Annotated in this window: 16 protein-coding genes; 11 read left to right on the forward strand and 5 right to left on the reverse strand. The window is 57.1% G+C overall.

The genetic code is table 11. The annotated features are described in order from the left end of the window. Window positions 1-78: 78 nt before the first annotated feature. The 7 genes from pcaF to AC2FJ5_RS00845 are packed head-to-tail and all read left to right on the forward strand — an operon-like array spanning window position 79 to window position 5,669. On the forward strand, window positions 79-1,281 hold the full coding sequence (gene pcaF / locus AC2FJ5_RS00815; RefSeq protein WP_282021795.1) for a 3-oxoadipyl-CoA thiolase: 1,203 nt from the start codon (window positions 79-81) through the stop codon (window positions 1,279-1,281). Window positions 1,282-1,296: 15 nt separating this feature from the next. Beyond that, a complete protein-coding gene (gene paaA, locus AC2FJ5_RS00820) occupies window positions 1,297-2,274 on the forward strand; it encodes a 1,2-phenylacetyl-CoA epoxidase subunit PaaA (RefSeq protein ID WP_281972861.1) in 978 nt (325 codons plus the stop codon). A 23-nt stretch (window positions 2,275-2,297) separates the two neighbouring features. Next, window positions 2,298-2,582: a 1,2-phenylacetyl-CoA epoxidase subunit PaaB gene (gene paaB / locus AC2FJ5_RS00825; RefSeq protein ID WP_142639870.1), complete on the forward strand. Its 285-nt coding sequence runs from the start codon at window positions 2,298-2,300 to the stop codon at window positions 2,580-2,582. After that, window positions 2,582-3,340: a 1,2-phenylacetyl-CoA epoxidase subunit PaaC gene (paaC, locus tag AC2FJ5_RS00830; protein WP_496792055.1), complete on the forward strand. Its 759-nt coding sequence runs from the start codon at window positions 2,582-2,584 to the stop codon at window positions 3,338-3,340. Before paaB ends, paaC begins: the two co-directional genes overlap by 1 nt. Before the next feature lie 5 nt (window positions 3,341-3,345). Beyond that, a complete protein-coding gene (gene paaD / locus AC2FJ5_RS00835; RefSeq protein ID WP_142639942.1) occupies window positions 3,346-3,807 on the forward strand; it encodes a 1,2-phenylacetyl-CoA epoxidase subunit PaaD in 462 nt (153 codons plus the stop codon). A gap of 13 nt (window positions 3,808-3,820) precedes the next feature. Continuing rightward, window positions 3,821-4,894, forward strand: coding sequence for a 2Fe-2S iron-sulfur cluster-binding protein (locus tag AC2FJ5_RS00840; RefSeq protein ID WP_496792057.1), 1,074 nt, complete (start codon window positions 3,821-3,823; stop codon window positions 4,892-4,894). 13 nt (window positions 4,895-4,907) lie between these two features. Beyond that, on the forward strand, window positions 4,908-5,669 hold the full coding sequence (locus AC2FJ5_RS00845; RefSeq protein ID WP_271949049.1) for a Phenylacetic acid catabolic protein: 762 nt from the start codon (window positions 4,908-4,910) through the stop codon (window positions 5,667-5,669). Window positions 5,670-5,702: 33 nt separating this feature from the next. Here the strand turns inward: AC2FJ5_RS00845 and AC2FJ5_RS00850 are convergent, their stop codons facing one another. The 4 genes from AC2FJ5_RS00850 to AC2FJ5_RS00865 form a co-directional block, all read right to left on the reverse strand. Then, window positions 5,703-6,443, reverse strand: coding sequence for a maleate cis-trans isomerase family protein (locus AC2FJ5_RS00850; RefSeq protein WP_271949047.1), 741 nt, complete (start codon window positions 6,441-6,443; stop codon window positions 5,703-5,705). A gap of 8 nt (window positions 6,444-6,451) precedes the next feature. Continuing rightward, entirely contained in the window at window positions 6,452-7,615 is a 1,164-nt protein-coding gene (locus AC2FJ5_RS00855; protein ID WP_496792058.1) for a M24 family metallopeptidase, read from the reverse strand. Further along, on the reverse strand, window positions 7,612-8,766 hold the full coding sequence (locus AC2FJ5_RS00860; protein WP_496792059.1) for an amidohydrolase: 1,155 nt from the start codon (window positions 8,764-8,766) through the stop codon (window positions 7,612-7,614). The genes AC2FJ5_RS00855 and AC2FJ5_RS00860 overlap by 4 nt, the downstream gene beginning before the upstream one ends. 105 nt (window positions 8,767-8,871) lie before the next feature. Then, complete coding sequence (locus AC2FJ5_RS00865; RefSeq protein WP_271949042.1) at window positions 8,872-9,336, reverse strand: Lrp/AsnC family transcriptional regulator; 465 nt, start codon at window positions 9,334-9,336, stop codon at window positions 8,872-8,874. Window positions 9,337-9,437: 101 nt separating this feature from the next. Between AC2FJ5_RS00865 and AC2FJ5_RS00870 the strand changes: the two genes are divergently transcribed. The 4 genes from AC2FJ5_RS00870 to AC2FJ5_RS00885 all read left to right on the forward strand — a co-directional run bounded on the left by AC2FJ5_RS00870 (window position 9,438) and on the right by AC2FJ5_RS00885 (window position 13,561). Beyond that, on the forward strand, window positions 9,438-10,511 hold the full coding sequence (locus tag AC2FJ5_RS00870) for a pyridoxal-phosphate dependent enzyme (protein WP_496792061.1): 1,074 nt from the start codon (window positions 9,438-9,440) through the stop codon (window positions 10,509-10,511). A 23-nt stretch (window positions 10,512-10,534) separates the two neighbouring features. After that, window positions 10,535-11,587, forward strand: coding sequence for a TRAP transporter substrate-binding protein (locus AC2FJ5_RS00875; protein ID WP_496792062.1), 1,053 nt, complete (start codon window positions 10,535-10,537; stop codon window positions 11,585-11,587). A 92-nt stretch (window positions 11,588-11,679) separates the two neighbouring features. Beyond that, window positions 11,680-12,216, forward strand: a complete 537-nt coding sequence (locus tag AC2FJ5_RS00880; RefSeq protein WP_271949035.1) for a TRAP transporter small permease — start codon at window positions 11,680-11,682, stop codon at window positions 12,214-12,216. Between the two features lie 61 nt (window positions 12,217-12,277). Further along, the gene (locus tag AC2FJ5_RS00885) at window positions 12,278-13,561 is read left to right on the forward strand and encodes a TRAP transporter large permease (RefSeq protein ID WP_416383921.1); all 1,284 of its coding nucleotides are present in this window, start codon (window positions 12,278-12,280) and stop codon (window positions 13,559-13,561) included. A gap of 59 nt (window positions 13,562-13,620) precedes the next feature. On the opposite strand, the gene AC2FJ5_RS00890 is transcribed toward AC2FJ5_RS00885, so the two are convergent. Then, window positions 13,621-14,925 carry a UDP-glucose dehydrogenase family protein gene (locus AC2FJ5_RS00890; RefSeq protein ID WP_142639848.1) on the reverse strand — a complete coding sequence of 435 codons (1,305 nt, stop codon included), beginning with the start codon at window positions 14,923-14,925 and terminating at the stop codon, window positions 13,621-13,623. Window positions 14,926-14,954 lie beyond the last annotated feature (29 nt).

Below are 14,954 nucleotides of genomic sequence, written 5' to 3' on the forward strand. Positions count from 1 at the left end.
TGCCTCGAATCGATGGACGCCCTAAAAACCGACCATGCGGTCAATGATACGGATCAGCACCTACAGGAGAACTAAGTGATGGACGCATTCATTTGCGACGCGACGCGCACTCCGATTGGGCGATATGGGGGGGCTTTGTCGTCAGTCAGGACAGATGATCTGGCCGCGATTCCATTGGCCGCCCTGAAAGAGCGCAACCCGCAGGTTGATTGGGCCAGCGTTGATGATGTGATCTATGGCGATGCCAATCAGGCGGGTGAAAGCAACCGCAATGTGGCGCGGATGGCGGCCTTGTTGGCTGGATTGCCGGTTGATGTGCCCGGAACAACAGTGAACCGATTGTGCGCCAGTGGAATGGATGCGGTTGGAATGGCGGCGCGGGGCATCAAGGCGGGCGATTATGATCTGGCTGTGGCCGGCGGCGTCGAAAGCATGTCGCGGGCGCCCTTTGTGATGCCCAAGGCGACCTCGGCCTTTACCCGCAGCAATGCGGTCTATGATACGACGATCGGCTGGCGCTTTGTGAACCCGAAGATGAAACAGGCCTATGGCATCGACTCGATGCCGCAAACGGCCGACAATGTGGCCGAAGACTTTGGTATCAGCCGCGATGACCAAGATGCTTTTGCGGCGCGCAGTCAGGCCCGATGGGCCGCCGCGCACGAGGCAGGTCTGTTCCGGGATGAAATCACCCCGGTCACGATCCCGCAACGCAAGGGCGATCCGATCATTGTCGATACGGATGAACATCCGCGCCCAGATGTTACCGTGGACAAACTGTCTGGTCTCAAAGGTGTCAACGGGCCGGATAAGACGGTAACCGCTGGCAACGCCTCGGGCGTCAATGACGGCGCTGCGGCCATTTTGATGGCCAATGAGGCGGCAGCGTCAAAGAACGGCCTGACCCCGATGGCCCGGGTCGTGGGCATGTCTGTCGCCGGGGTTGAGCCGCGTGTCATGGGCATTGGCCCGGTTCCGGCTAGCCGCAAAGTTTTGGCTCGCGCCGGGCTGAGCATCGAGCAAATGGACGTGATAGAGTTGAATGAGGCCTTCGCGTCCCAGGGTCTGGCGACACTGCGCGAACTGGGCCTGCCAGACGACGCGCCACAGGTGAACCCGAATGGGGGCGCGATTGCCATTGGCCACCCGTTGGGCATGTCCGGCGCAAGGTTGGTTATGACCGCGGCCTATCAGTTGCGGCGCACGGGCGGGCGATACGCGCTGTGCACCATGTGTGTCGGCGTCGGACAGGGCGCAGCGCTTATTCTTGAACGCGTATAGGGGAGATGACGGGACATGTATGCTCAGATGGTTAAGTCCGAGGCGACACAGGAAGATCCTGCAAAGCTTGCTGCCTTTCAGGCGCGCATAGACGCTGACGAAAAGATCGAACCTAAGGATTGGATGCCCGAAGGCTATCGCAAGACGCTGATCCGCCAGATCGGCCAGCACGCCCATTCCGAAATCGTTGGGCAACTGCCCGAGGCGAACTGGATCACGCGGGCACCCACACTGGAACGCAAGGCGATCCTGTTGGCAAAAGTTCAGGACGAGGCCGGGCATGGTCTGTACCTTTACTGCGCCGCCGAAACACTGGGTGTCAGCCGGGATGAGATCACCGAAATGCTGCTGGACGGGCGCATGAAATACTCGTCCATCTTCAACTATCCCACCCTGAACTGGGCTGATGTTGGTGCCGTTGGCTGGCTGGTGGATGGCGCCGCGATCATGAACCAGGTGCCGTTGCAGCGTACGTCCTACGGTCCGTATTCACGCGCCATGATCCGCATCTGCAAAGAAGAGAGCTTTCATCAGCGTCAGGGCTATGACGCCATCCGCAAGATGGCCGAAGGCACGCCGGAACAGAAACGAATGGCGCAGGACGCTTTGAACCGCTTTTGGTACCCATCGCTGATGATGTTTGGACCGTCCGACAAGGACTCGGTGCATTCGACGCAGTCGATGAAATGGAAGATCAAGATGAACACCAATGACGAGCTGCGTCAGAAATTCGTCGATCAGACTGTGCCACAGGCCGAGTATCTGGGCCTGACCATCCCTGACCCAAAGCTGAATTGGAACGACGATCGCGGTCATTATGATTTCTCAGAACCTGACTGGTCCGAGTTCTTCGATGTCATCAGTGGCAATGGCCCCTGCAACACCGACCGGCTGGCCGCCCGAAACCAAGCCTGGGACGACGGCAAATGGGTGCGCGACGGGCTGATGGCCCATGCCGAAAAGAAACGCTCTGGCACAGTGGCTGCCGAATAAGTCGACCCTGAGGAGGAAACCCGATGAAAAACGAATGGCCCCTGTGGGAAGTCTTTATCCGCGGTCAGCATGGTATGAGCCACCGTCACGTCGGCTCGTTGCATGCCCCTGACGCGGAGATGGCCATCAAGAACGCGCGCGATGTCTATACCCGCCGCAATGAAGGTGTGTCGATCTGGGTAGTCGAGGCGAATAATATCTCGGCCTCCTCGCCCAGCGACAAGGGCCCATTATACGAGCCCAGCGAAAGCAAGGTCTATCGTCACCCGACCTTTTTCGACATCCCCGATGAAGTGGGGGCCATGTGATGGACCGGGACACGGCATTTGTACAATTCCTTCTACGGATGGGCGACAACGACCTGGTCCTTGGCCATCGCGTCAGTGAATGGTGCGGCCATGCGCCGGTGCTGGAAGAGGATATCGCACTGGCCAACACGGCCTTGGACCTGATCGGGCAGACTCAGATGTGGTTGGGTCTGGCGGGGGAAATCCAAGGCGGCAAAACCGCTGACGATCTGGCCTTCCTGCGCGATGCCTGGGATTTCCGCAATGTGCTGCTGGTCGAGGTTCCCAATGGGGATTTTGGCCGGACCCTGATGCGCCAGTTCCTGTTCGATGCATGGCATTCCATCATGCTGGGACGCTTGCTCAACTCTACGGATGACCGTGTCGCGGCCATTGCCGCGAAAGCCAGCAAAGAGGTAGCATATCACCTGGAACGCTCGGGCGACACGGTGGTTGGTCTGGGGGACGGAACAGCGGAAAGCCACGCCCGGATGCAGTCGGCTCTGGACTACCTGTGGCCGTATGTCGGCGAGATGTTCACCAGCGACGAAGTTGACGCCGAGATGGTCGCGGCGGGCATTGCGCCGAACCCCGCGGATCTGCGCGCGGAGTTTGACACTTTGGTGCAGCGGATCCTGACCGAGGCGACCTTGACGATCCCGGAAGGCGGCTTTGCCCATAAAGGTGGGCGTGAGGGGCGGATGCATACGGAACATCTGGGTCATCTGTTGACACAGATGCAGTGGCTGCAACGCGCCTATCCCGAAGCAAGCTGGTAACGCCGATGGATCGGGCATCGACCAAACAAATATGGGAATGGCTGGATGCTGTTCCTGACCCTGAAATTCCGGTGATTTCGGTGGTCGATCTTGGCATTGTGCGCGATGTGCAGTGGCAGGACGAGACGTTGAAGGTGACGGTCACTCCGACCTATTCCGGCTGTCCGGCAACATCTATTATCAGCCTGGATATCGAAACCGCCTTGCACGATCGCGGGATCAGTGACGTGCAGATCGAGACCAGCATCGCCCCGGCTTGGACCACCGACTGGCTCAGTGAAAAGGGCCGGGCACGGCTGGAAGACTATGGCATTGCCCCACCACAACCGGCAGGCGGCCCGGATCGCTGCCCGCGCTGCGGCAGCAAAGCGGTCGAGAAGGTCAGCCAGTTCGGTTCGACCCCTTGCAAGGCGCATTGGCGATGCACCGACTGCCTGGAACCATTTGACTATTTCAAGTGCATCTGAGGAGGACCACCGGATGGCACGTTTCCACGACCTGAAAGTCACAGATATCCACAAAACCATTCGCGATGCGGTGGTGGTGACACTGGAACCTGTGAACGGCGCTGCAGATCAGTTCGATTTCACCGCCGGTCAATATCTGACATTTCGTCGCGAATTTGAGGGCGAAGAACTGCGCCGGTCCTACTCGATCTGCGCGGGCAAGGATGAAGGCGTGCTGCAGGTTGGCATCAAACGTGTTGAAGGCGGCGCCTTTTCCGGATGGGCGAATACTGAACTGAATGTCGGCGACATCGTCGAGGCCATGCCGCCGATGGGCAGCTTTCATACTCCGATAGATGCGGGTGCGGAAAAGCAATATCTGGGCTTTGCCGGGGGCTCGGGGATTACTCCGGTCCTGTCGATCCTCAAAACGACCCTCGCACAGGAACCGCAATCACGCTTTACCCTTATCTATGCCAATAAGGGCATCAACACGATCATGTTCCGCGAGGATCTCGAAGACCTCAAGAACCTCTATATGGGTCGCCTCAACGTGATCCACGTTCTTGAGACGGATTCACAAGAGATCGAGCTGTTCACTGGTTTGGTGACCCAGGAAAAATGCGCAGAGTTGTTCAAACTTTGGGTCGATATCGGCCATGTCGACACCGCATTTATCTGCGGCCCGGAACCGATGATGTTGGGCATTGCCGCCGCATTGCGCGAACACGGACTGGATGACAGCCAGATCAAGTTTGAACTGTTTGCCAGCGCCCAGCCCGGACGGGCCAAGGTTAAGCCAATTTCGGCAGAAACGGGTACGCAGGGCAATCAGAGCAGTGCGTCGATCACGCTGGATGGATCCACCCAGACCGTAACCATACCCAAGGACCAATCCATTCTTGAGGCGGCCCTGGCAAACGCTATGGATGCCCCGTTTGCCTGCAAGGCGGGTGTCTGTTCGACCTGCCGCTGCAAGGTGCTTGAGGGTGAGGTCGAGATGCTCGCCAATCACGCGCTGGAAGATTACGAAGTGGAAAAAGGCTATGTGCTAAGCTGCCAGGCCTATCCGGTAACAGACCGCGTGGTCGTCGATTACGACCGGTAGAAAGGGGGCAGATATGTCCGATTCAATGACACTCGACAGCTATCTGGCCGCAGGCGGTGTTCTGACCAACCCATCGAATGTGCCGCCTCGCTATCGGGCCGAGCTGATGAAGCTGATGGCGACATTTGTCGACAGTGAACTGGCCGGGGCTGCCGGGTTTGCCGACATCATCAATCAGGGGCCGGGGATCAAAGAACGGATCGCCGCCGCAAAGATCGTGCTGGAAAAGTCAGATCACGCAAATTGTGTTCTCAGCATCATGGGCGAATTTGGCGCAGATACCGAACGCTATGCCAATCACCATCCTTGGACCATGCGCTTGTCGCGGGATGCGGATATCGGGGCCACCCGGTCCGAGCATGACATGCGTCTGGCGGTGTTCAACTATCCGCTGTCCGGCTGGACAGACGCTGTGGTCATGAATCTGCTGATGAGCCGCGCGGTGGCCGAACAACTGGCCGAGTATTCCACCATCTCGTATCAGCCTCTGGCCGAAGCCTTCCGATCCATCGCCCCGGTCGAGGCGCATCATGGCGAGCTGGCGTTGGAAGGGGCGGTCAAATTGATCGAGAACGGTGCGGCGGACGACATGCAGAACTCGGTCACTTACTGGTGGCCTCGGGTTGCGGTGTCCTTCGGCGGCGATGACCCGAAACGGTTCGAGCTGTTGAAATCAATGGGCCTGCGTCGCAACACAAACAGCGCATTGCAGGACCGTTGGGGCCAGACAATGGCTGCAACTCTGGCAACGCTTGGCCTCAAATCGCCTGCTTGAACGAAAGCGCCCTAGGCGGACACCCTTCTCGCTCTATCCAAAGAGCCGTCCGAACTGAGGGTTGAGGTCCTCAATGCCGGCCAATCGAAGCATATGCCAGGCAAGCGCCTGATTGCTGGAAATGACTGGAATCCCGATCTTTTCTTCTGCCTGAACAATGACGTCAAGGCATCGCAGGTTCGTGCAAGAGACAATAACAGCATCGCAGGGCGCTTGAGCCGCGACCTTTTCAATAGCGTCAAGGATCGACCCTTCTGTGATCCGCGCAACAACGCGATCATTTCCTTCCTCGAACGACCCGAAACCTGCGATTTCGAAACCGGCCTGTTCCAGCTTTGTGCGCATCCCAGCGGAAACTTCGGGAATATAGGGGGTGACGAAGCCCAATCGTCGGGCTCCTAAATGCTGACCGGCAGCGATGATTGCCGCCAACGGATCTGTCACACGTGCATCCGGGCAGACCGTCTTTATCACCTTGGCCACATTCTCGGACCCGATCACGGTCGAGGCCGAGGTACAGCCAAATCCGATTGCATCAAAGCTGAGCGATGGTGGCAAAAGCCGTGCCGTCGCAGGCAGGTCCTGTTCCATCCGCGCCAGTGTGTCGGGTCGGATTTCGGGCACCATCGGAATCCGGCTGTGATAGAGCGCGACACCAGCTAGGCGCATGATCCGAGAGAATTCGTTCTCTAACGTCTCGTCAGTCTCAAGAACAATCACACCTAGATTGGCGCGGGTGCCAATGCCTTCGTCTGTTTCGAAATCAAGCTTCATGATTGGCCTCAGATGATTGGTAGTTCGGGCGCGGCGCGTTTGGTCAAAAGCTCTGCCCCACTTGCACGTATGACGATGTTCTCTTCGTGCACCATGACCCGACCGTCGCCATAGCCAAGCGATGGTTCAAGGGTCAGTACCATATTTTCGGTGATCTCAGTTGTATCCCAACTGGTGTGCGAGGGCCATTCGGTCAGCTGCATGCCAAGCCCATGACCCAGCCTGCCGACGTCACCACCCTGATCGTCGAGCTCAGCGATCACCTTCTGCATCGCTTGAAACAATTCTCGGCAAGTCGCTCCGGGGCGAGCTGCGGCGATCCCGGCCTCAGTCGCGCGCCAAAGAACATCATATGCACGGCGTGAGGCGTCATCGGCGCGGCCAATGGCCCAATTACGATCGAAGTCGCAAAAATACCCGTCCCAGTTGGCCCCCGTGTCGAGCATCAGCACATCGCCGCGCGCTAGCGGGCGGCGCGACGGGGGCGAGATGACGTCGTGATAGCCACCCGTATCCGCACCGCCGACCAAATACGGAACATCATCGGCACCCTGCGCCAGCCCTTCGCGCCGAAAGGAGCGGAAAACATCCTCAAGCGGCTGCCCTTCGCGGGCGATTTCGGGCACCCGCTCAAATGTGCGCGACCCGATGGCGCAGATATAGGTGAGTTTTTCGATCTCGGCATCGGATTTCACCATTCGCAAGCCTCGGACGATCTCGGTCGCGTCAGTGATCTTTAGCCCATTCAGGCCCGAGATCAGCCGCTCATAATCGCCAAGGGGCATCCGTAAATGGGTTTCGTGGCCCTTCATCAGGCCAACAGTCTCGCCGCGGCTGGCAAGCGGCGCCAGCAGATCGGTCAACAGCCCGATACCGTCATCCTTTGGTGCAGGTGCGCCCCAGGTGCGGATATCTGTGACCCAGGTTCGCCGCATAAGGTCTGCGCCGATCTCAGGGATGATTGCGATGGGCTTGCCGGTTGCCGGGATGAACAGGAACCATGGGCGGGTCGGGCTTTGCCAAAACAGTGTGTGGAACCCGCTGAAATAGCGCACATCCGGTTCAGTTGTCAGCAATATGCCCGCCATACCGGTTTCGGCCATCTTTGTCTGCGCCGCTGCGGTACGCGTTGCGAATTCTTGTTGGTCAAAACCACGTCGTGGGGCGTTCATGACTTTTGATCCTTTCGCAGGGGCAACCGGTCCTGAACCAATCGGACCCAGAATTCAGCTCCGATCGGCAGCAGTTCATCATTGAAATCATAGTCAGAAGCATGAAGCGGTTGGCCATGTGGCCCGGTCTCGCCATTGCCCAGCAAAAGGAAACATCCTGGCACGGCGGCCGAAAACTGGGCGAAATCCTCTGAAAAACTCATCGGTGCCCGATCTTTGATCAGGTCACAACCGGCGGCTTCGGCGGCGCGATATACCGCAAGGGCCGGGGTGGGGGCGTTGATGGTCTCGACGAACTGCGTATCAAAGCTGACCGAGGCCTGAATGCCATGTGCTGCCGCAATCCCTTCGGTGATCTGGCGCATGAAACCTTCGATGGCGTTGCGGTCCTCGGGCGATCTGGCGCGAAAATCTCCTTTGAGAGTGGCGTTGCCCGGCAATACATTTCGCTGGCCGTCCGTCAGGAATTCGGTCACGGACACTACCGCGCCAGAGGCGGGCGCAAGCTTTCGTGCCACCACGGTCTGCAATGCCACCACAATCTCGGACCCTACGGTAATTGCATCAACGCCGGTTTGTGGCATCGAGGCATGACCGCCCTGGCCTTTAACCGTGATCTCGAACAGGGTTTCACTGTTACAGATAATACCGGCGCGGGTCGAAATCTGACCGGTTGGAGCGCCTGGCAAATTGTGGATTGCATAGATTTCTTCGACCGGAAATTGCTCTAGCACACCGTCGTCGATCATCGCGCGCGCGCCCAGGCCGTGCTCTTCGTTTGGCTGGAATAGAAAAACAACCGTACCGTCAAAGGTAGGTTCTTTCGCTAGACGCTCTGCCGCCCCAAGCAGCATGGTTGTATGTCCATCGTGGCCACAAGCATGCATCACACCGGGTGAGGTCGAGACATAGTCATGGGACGAGGTTTCGGTGATTGGAAGCGCATCCATGTCAGCACGCAGGCCAATGGCTTTGTTGCCACCGCCGGATCGAAGCACACCGACAACGCCTGCGCCTTCGTGCACTTCGATCCCAAGGGCGCGCAGCCGTTCAGCGACAACCGACTTGGTCCGCGCCTCTTGAAAGCCCAGTTCCGGGTGCCTGTGCAAATCCCGCCGAAGCGCGATCATACGGTTCTCTAAATCGCTCATTTCTTCATCCGCGTGTGAGTTGCATCGGTTCTACAGGATAGGGCTGCGTGTTTCGCATCAAATTTCCGACCCTAAAGCAGAAAAAATTGCACAAAAGCGCCAAGTTCAGATCGGAAGTTCCAGACCAATCTTTGTACGGTCCATCGCGACGGATGTGCGAAATCTGCGGACATTCGAGTTATCGAAAAACAAGCGATGGGTCAGGTCCTCGAAATCCTCCATGTCCTGCGCGACGCAGATAAGAACAAAGTCGGCATCACCGGTCACATAATAGCATTGCTGAACTTGCGGCTCGTTCCTGGCGCGTTTTCGGAACAGATCGAGTTGCTGAAGCGATTCCCGGTCAAGTTCGACCAGAACGATGAAGGTCATCTTATAGTCAAAGCGCGACGGGTTGAGCACCGCGACCTCTTTCAGGATCAGCCCGGAATCTCGCAGCCGCTTGAGCCGCCGCTGCACCGAGGGAACTGAAAGACTGCATTCTTGCGCCAGCTGTTCCAACCCGATTCGACAATCCCTTTGCAGGGTTCTGAGGATTATCGTGTCTGCATCATCAAGTTGTTGGTTCATGAAAAATCCTCGCGATGGAAGAGGCAGGTTTGAAACATATTATCGAGATTAGGGTCAAATACGATAAATAGAAATAGGTCGGTCATGCACAATCTCTGCACATGGAAAAAGCGGATGAAAAATACATGATAGCGACCGACGACCTAAGCTTCGCCCCGGATTTCGTCCGTGCGCAGGAGTTTTTTCAGGGGCAAGAGACCTATGCTGTATCGCCGCTGATTGAAATCACGGGGCCGGATGGTCAGAGCATTCTGGCCAAGAACGAGACAGAGCGTATGGGGCTTGGCGCCTTCAAAGCTTTGGGGGCACCCTATGCGGTTGCACGCCTTCTCGAGGATGCATGGCACGAGAATACAGGTGAAACGCTCTCCTTCACGCGGATGAAGGATGCCGATTTTCGAGAATTCGCATCTAGCCACACATTCGTCTGCGCAAGTGCAGGCAACCACGGAATGGGCGTTGCGGCGGGGGCGCGGGCGATGGGTGCAAAGGCGCGAATTCATCTGGCGCAGACCGTACCGCAAGGGTTCGGCGACCGTCTTAGAACCTTCGGTGCCGAGGTTGTCCGTTCGGGCGATGTTTATGACGAAAGCGTCGCCGCCGCTATTGCTGACGCCAAAACCACCGGTGCCACGCTTTTGGCCGACGGAACCTGGCCTGGTTACACCGAGATTCCGAAACTGGTGATGGAGGGCTATTGCGTCATCGCCGAAGAGTTGCGCGCGCGGTTCGAGGCCTCGGGGCAGTGGCCTACGCATGTCTATCTGCAGGCCGGTGTCGGTGGGTTGGCCGCTGCAATGTCGCATATGATCCGTCTGAACTGGGCGGAACAACCTGAACTGATCGTTGTCGAACCCGGCGCTGCGTCCTGTTTGCGGGCCAGTCACTTGGCCGGACGGGCCACCCGCAGCGATGGGCCGGATTCGAATATGGGTCGGCTTGACTGCAAGGCACCGTCGATCGTGGCCTGGGATGTGCTCGAGCGCTGCGGCGTGAGCTACGAAACCCTTTCCGAAGAAGAAGGCCAGGCAGCCGCAGAAGCTGTCACAGCACTTGGAATCGCGACCACGCCGTCAGGCGCGGCCGGTTACGGCGCCCTGTGCAAGAGAACCAACCAACAGGCGAGGACGCAGGAATTACGTCCTCTTGTCATCATCTCAGAAGGGCTCGCATGAGCGGGCAAGAAAGGACTAACAGAATGACATCCATTTTTAGCAAGCTGATAACCTCGGCGGTTTTCGCGGCAGGTCTGTCGACTGCTGCCTTTGCGGACACCTGGAAATTCGCCTCGGAAGAGGACAAAGGCGACGTACAGGATATCTTTGCACAGGCCTTCGCCGAAAGTGTCAAAGAGCAGTCCGATGGCGACATCAAAGTGCGTATCTACTACTACGGTCAGTTGGGTACCGAGAACGATATTGTCGAGCTGACATCTAAGGGTACGGTCCAGTTCGTATCTGTTGGCACCGGTCATCTTGGATCTTATGTGCCCGAGGCACAGGTTCTTGATCTGCCCTATGTTCTGGGCGGTGATATCGACGTGATCCGCGAGGTTCTGACCACCAGCCCGACCATCTATGAAGACCTCAGCGAGAAATTCGAGAAGGTGAACCTCAAGCTGCTCACTATGATCTCGGAAGGCGACATGGCCTGGGGCGCCAACAAGGCGATCCGCAGCCCGGCGGATTTTGAAGGCCAGAAAATCCGTACCTTCACCTCGACCATTCCGGTGGAAACCTTCAAGGCGTTTGGCGCTAACCCGACTCCTTTGTCCTGGGGCGAGGTCTATGGCGCGCTGCAGTTGAAGACCGTCGATGGCATGGTGAACCCGATCTATTTCATCTACAACGCCAAGTGGCATGAGGTTCAGGATTACCTGATCTTCCCGGGCCAGCTTCCTTACGTCGGCACCGTTTCCACCAACAGTGAATGGTTCAACGGTCTGCCCGCGGATCAGCAAGAGATGGTCAAGAACGCCATCGCCGAGGGCGAGCAGGCTGCGCATGATTATCAGATCAAGATCAATCTGGAAAACATGGACAAGATCAAGGCCGAGCGCCCCGATCTGCAGGTCATCGTCTTGACTGAGGACGAGCGCGCTGTCTTTGAAGCCCAAAGCGCCACATTGCATAAAACATTCTTCGATGTGGTCGAAAACGCCTATGACGACGCCGAGAAACCTGCGGCCCGCGCGCAAGCCCAGAAGATCCTCGACGGCCTGCTTAACGAGGTGAGCGATGCGTCGCAATAAGAGCTGACATCACTGAAAGGCGCGGCGTCTCATTCAGGCGTCGCGTCTTTCATTTACGGAACGCTGACTGGCGGGCCGAGGGAGGGAAAATCATGAAAAGCGCATTGGTCGCCCTGAGTAGGGGCACCGAGTTCATCGAGAAATTCGTTATCATTCTGGCCATATTGTTGATGATGGTGAATTCGACCGCTAACGCCATTGGCCGCTACGCCTTTGGCAAAAGCCTGTTCTTCTCGGAAGAGCTGAACCAGTTTCTGATTGTCAGCGTGACCTTTTTTGGATTTGCCTATGCGGTTCGGAAAGGTCGGAACATTCGGATGACGGCGGTTTATGACACGCTGTCCCGCCGGTCCAAGAAAGTGATCCTGACGCTGATTTCGATCACGACCAGCATGCTGCTGGCCTTTTTGGCCTATAAGTCCGTGTTCTACGTGCTTGAGATCAAAGAGCTGAACCGTCTGAGCCCGGCGCTGCAGTTTCCGGTCTATATCATCTACTCGGTGATCCCGGTCGGCCTGTTTATGGCCAGCCTGCAATATCTGATCGCATTCATCATGAATGTCACTCATGTCGGCATCTGGCACTCGTACGAGGTCGAGGACAATGACGCAGTGGATGTAGGAGTCTGAGATGCCCGGATTCCTTGATTTCTTTGGCGATGTCATAGCTGGTGAGCTGGATATCTATGTAATCACCTTTGCTCTGGTCGTGGCGATGGTGGTTCTGCTGTTCCTCAGCTACCCGATGGTTGTTCCGCTAGCGGTTGCCACGCTGATTGGCCTTGTTCATTTCTCGCAAAGCGATACTGGCGTCATCATCCAGCAGATGGTCACCGGCATTTCGCCAAACGCGCTGATCGCTGTGCCGATGTTCATATTCGCCGCCGATATCATGGCGAGAGGTCATACGGCCAACAATCTGCTGGGGCTGATCGAAGCCTTTGTCGGTCACCGCCGGGCCGGATTGCCGATCACGGCCTGCATCAGTTGCACATTGTTCGGCTCGGTTTCGGGTTCGACTCAGGCTACCGTGGTTTCGATTGGTCAGATCATGCGGCCAAAGCTGCTGAAGGCCGGTTACAAGGACAGTTTTGTCATGGCGTTGATCATCAATGCCAGCGACATCGCCTTCCTTATCCCTCCAAGCATCGGGATGATCCTATATGGCACGCTGGCCAATACCAGCGTGGGCGAACTGTTCATTGCAGGAATTGGTCCGGGCGTTGTTCTGGCGCTGATGTTTTCGGTCTATTGCTATTTCTACAGCGTCCTGCAGGGCGATCTGATCGCGCGGGTGCCAAAGAAATCCGGGGCCGAGCGGCGCGCAGCGTTTCGCAAGGCCATACTGCCGCTTGGTTTCCCGGTCCTGATCGTCGGCGGTATCTACACCGGCGCAGTGACCCCGACCGAAGCAGCCTCGTTTTCGGTGCTTTATGCGCTGATCGTCGAATGCGTGATTTATCGGGAACTGAAACTCAACGACGTTTTGGATTCCGCTCTCAGCACAGGATTGATTACGGCGGTTGTGTTCATCCTTGTCGGGATCGGTCAGGCGTTCTCCTGGTATATTTCCTTCGAACAGATCCCACAGGGCTTGTTAGAGCCGCTGAACCTGGAAGGCGCGTCGCAGGAATACATCCTGTTCATCATCGCGCTGTGCTTCTTCGTGGGATGTATGTTCGTCGACTCGCTGGTCGTGCTTGTCATCCTTACGCCAATCTTCGTTCCGATCGTGGATGCCTCGGGGATTGATCCGGTTCTTGTCGGGGTTATGGTGACGCTGCAGATGGCCATCGGATCAGCAACACCGCCGTTTGGCTGCGATATCTTCACCGCAATCGCGATTTTCAACAGACCTTATCTTGAGGTGATCCGGGGCACTTTGCCGTTCTTCGCGATCCTGGCGCTGATGACGGCTATGCTGATCTACTTCCCGGGTATCGCGCTGTTCCTCAGGGATCTGGCGGCGTTTTGACAAAATGAATGACGGATGGCCGGTTGTTTTGAATCGGCCATCCAAACTTGATCCGAAGATCAGCGCCCAATACCGACGTAACTATCGAAGCCGGATTTCTTGACGGCGGGTTCGGAATAGATATTGCGCAGATCGACCATTCGGGGGGATTTCATCGTGCCAGCTAGTTCGCTCAGATTGAGCGCACGGAACTCGTTCCATTCGGTCAACAGCACAACGACATCCGCATCAGCAGCAGCAGCATAGGGGTCTTCGCACCATTCGACGCCGGGCAGCAGGGCCTCACCTTCGGAACGCCCCTGAGGGTCGACAACCCGCACCGTTGCCCCACCACCGATCAGTGCAGGCACGATAGTTAACGAGGGCGCATCACGCATATCGTCGGTATTGGGTTTGAAGGTCACGCCCAGAACAGCGATCGTTTTTCCATTGAAACTGTCGTCGCAGACATCTCGGATTTTCTGGATCATCCGTTTCTTGACCTCGTCATTCACCCGGATGACGGTTTCGGTGATCTGCATCGGGTGGGCATGTTCCTGACCGATCCGGGCCAGAGCGGCGGTGTCTTTTGGAAAGCACGATCCGCCATATCCCGGACCTGCATGTAGGAATTTATTGCCAATGCGTCCATCCAGACCGATGCCTCGGGCGACCTCTTTCACGTCGCCGCCAACACGTTCGCACAGGCCTGCGATCTCATTTATAAAGGTGATCTTGGTCGCAAGAAACGCGTTAGCGGCGTATTTGATCATCTCTGCGCTTTCCAGATCGGTGGTCAGGATCGGGAAGTCCCGCAGGTAAAGCGGGCGGTATATTTCCGCCATGACATCGGCGGCGCGGTCTGATTCAACGCCGACAACCACACGATCCGGGCGCATGAAATCATCAATGGCGGCCCCTTCGCGCAAGAATTCAGGGTTCGAGGCGACGTCGAATTCGGCCTTCGGGTTGGCGGCAGAAATGACCTGATGCACCTTGCGATTGGTGCCAACTGGAACGGTCGATTTGGTTACCACCACAGTGTAGCCCGTAATCGCATGCGCAATTTCTTCTGCGGCGGCCATCACATAAGTCAGATCGGCGTGACCGTCCCCGCGACGTGTGGGCGTGCCCACGGCAATAAAAACAGCATCCGCACCATCCACTGCTGCGGCCAGGTCCGTGGAAAAGCTGAGCCGACCAGCGGCTACGTTTTTGGCCATCAGGACGTCAAGCCCGGGCTCATATATCGGGACTTCGCCAGCCTGCAGCATCTCAATTTTCTGTTCGGCCTTGTCGACGCAAATGACATCATGGCCGAAATCGGAAAAACATACCCCGGACACCAAACCTACATAGCCGGTTCCGATCATCGCAATACGCATACTAAAATACCCTTCTTAACAAATACCGC

The sequence above is a fragment of the Ruegeria sp. CDSA221 genome (genome assembly GCF_059611825.1).